At 38.0% G+C, this 2,518-nt stretch carries 2 protein-coding genes; both read left to right on the forward strand.

All coding sequences use genetic code 11. From position 1 onward, the window contains the following. Positions 1 to 835: 835 nt before the first annotated feature. Entirely contained in the window at positions 836 to 2,014 is a 1,179-nt protein-coding gene (locus QM629_RS19170; RefSeq protein ID WP_415161521.1) for a tyrosine-type recombinase/integrase, read from the forward strand. A 67-nt stretch (positions 2,015 to 2,081) separates the two neighbouring features. Then, positions 2,082 to 2,420: a RhuM family protein gene (gene rhuM / locus QM629_RS19175; protein ID WP_415161522.1), complete on the forward strand. Its 339-nt coding sequence runs from the start codon at positions 2,082 to 2,084 to the stop codon at positions 2,418 to 2,420. Positions 2,421 to 2,518: the final 98 nt, after the last annotated feature.

Below are 2,518 nucleotides of genomic sequence, written 5' to 3' on the forward strand. Positions count from 1 at the left end.
AGACACCATGAAAGAAATTCAAAGAAAAATAACACTTGTGAAAGCCTTTTTTAATGAACCAAATGTCGCCTATCCTAAGGAATAGTTAGTAATGATTTGGTATTGGTGAGTTCATAAATAAATAACGTACTGATGGTTTTAGTTGGGGATTATTTTTTAACTGGGCTTGTTGTATGGAATACATTTTTCACTTTGCTTAAGGTTTACTGGTATCCTGAATGGATTAGCTTTGATTGTTAACCTGTCTTGCACACTTCAACAGTTCTTTTAGAGATGGCCGGCAAGGATTGATTCAATTGAGTTTGTTGGCATTAAATGCCGCATGTTAGGCACATTTTAAAAATGGGGGTTTTTGAGAAAAAATCAACTAACAAAAATTCGATGCTCTCAGCAAAAAAATTTGGAAGCGCCGGAATGAAAGCCTGCTGTAAAACGACCTTATAACAAATTGATAATCAGTTAAAACGGATTCAAAATCAGGACCGCATATTCGGGCTAAATTAAAAAAGGCCGCTGTTGAGAGGGGCCCCCTGATTATGAGTCATAATTTTAAATAATTACTGGCAAAAACCAACCAATAGCAATAAGTACTCATCCTCTGAAATACCTATTAATACTGCACCCTTATATTTTATCGTTTTTAATCGTTGTTTATTGTTATTAATTATTTTTGTGTCGGAGTTGTGTCGAAATGCATTTCTCCTGATTCAAAAAAATTAAATTATATGGCCAGCACTCCTACAACTGCCATTTTCATTGATAAATATATCCCAGGGCAGATAAAAAATGTGCGATCTCTATCCGGGTAACATTTAACCGGGTTAAAAAATATTATTTGACCAGGTTTAATCTCACGGCTGGTGAATACGAGCGCATGATGGGTGAGCGGCCACGGAAGGAGCTTAAAGATATTTTGCTGCAGTTACAATCCCTTGAAAAAAAGGCTGCAGATATAATTGATAAACTTCCTGCATTTACGTTTCCTGCTTTTGAAAAGGCTTTTATTCAAAACCGGGGCCTTTCTGATACGGTTAATTATACTTTCGATGAATATATCAACCAGCTAAAATCTGAAAATCGTATTGGCTCAGCAGTTTCTTATGATGTTGCCAAGGTGAGTTTAAATAAGTTTTGTGTAGAACAAAAGATATTGATAGAAAAAAGGGTTGATGAATTTGGTAAGGAACGGTCCGTTTCTAACTATACATTTTCATATATAACCCCGGCGTTCCTTAAAAGGTATGAGAAATGGATGCTTGAATCTGGCAATTCAATAACGACGGTAGGGATTTATTTAAGATCGCTGCGGGCTTTATTTAACCAGGCCATTGAAAACGGGCAGATCACCAAAGAGTTTTATCCTTTTGGCAAACGTAAATATGAAATACCGGCGTCTAAAAACACAAAGAAATCTTTAACGCTGGCAGATATTGGCCTGATCTATAATTACGAACCCATTCCGTACTCTACCGCTGCCCGAATGCGGGATTATTGGCTGTTTATGTATTTCTGTAATGGAATAAACGTAAAGGATTTATGCAGGCTTAAATTTAAAAATATTCAGGGCGATTTTATTGTTTTTCAGCGGGCTAAAACTGAACGTACAAAAAGGGTAAGCGAGGAAATCAGGGTGCCATATAGCGCCGAATTAAAGGCCATAGTTGACAGGTGGGGCAATAAGGCAATAAACCCGGAGGTATATATTTTCCCGGAACTGGTGGCAGGCCTTTCAGCAGAACAGGAATATAATATGATCCAGTTGCTTACAAGGCTGATTAATGACCACATGAAACAAATAGCAGCTTACCTGGATATTAAAGTAAACCTTACTACTTATGTGGCCCGCCATTCCTTTGCAACAGTTCTAAAGCGCTCAGGCGCCAGCGTAGAGTTTATATCTGAGGCTTTAGGCCATAGCAACCTGAAAACAACGCAAAGCTACCTGGCCAGCTTTGAGGATGATAAAAAGAAGGAAGTAGCAAAGGCATTAACTGCATTTAAAAACGTGAGTTAATAAAATCAATCTATTTATATAAGGCCGCAAATTGCGGCTTTGGAAAAACAAAACAAAGCACTTTAAAATGGCAAACGATAACACCCCTCAGGATAAGGAGATAATCTTTTATGCTACTCCCGAAGGGAATATTAAGGTTGAGGTATTGTATAACGATGAAACTTTTTGGCTTACGCAAAAGAAAATGGCTGAGTTGTTTGGGGTTGAAACCAATACTATCAACTATCACTTGAAAGAAATTTTCAAAAGCAAGGAATTAGATGAAGATTCAGTTATTCGAATTTTTCGAATAACTGCGGACGATGGCAAAAATTATCTTACAAATTTCTATAACCTCGATGCGATCATTGCTGTAGGTTACCGTGTAAACAGCCACCAGGTAGTGTTTATTTCTTTGTGTAAATAGCTTATTAGTAGCTGTATAGAGAGTTAACCCGCGGGCAGGTGAAGTGAAGTGAGGCGTAGCGGAGCCGAACGAAGCGAACCTGCCCGGTTTGCGGCCGA

It is taken from the genome of Parafilimonas sp. (genome assembly GCF_047606085.1).
Lineage (GTDB): Bacteria > Bacteroidota > Bacteroidia > Chitinophagales > Chitinophagaceae > Parafilimonas.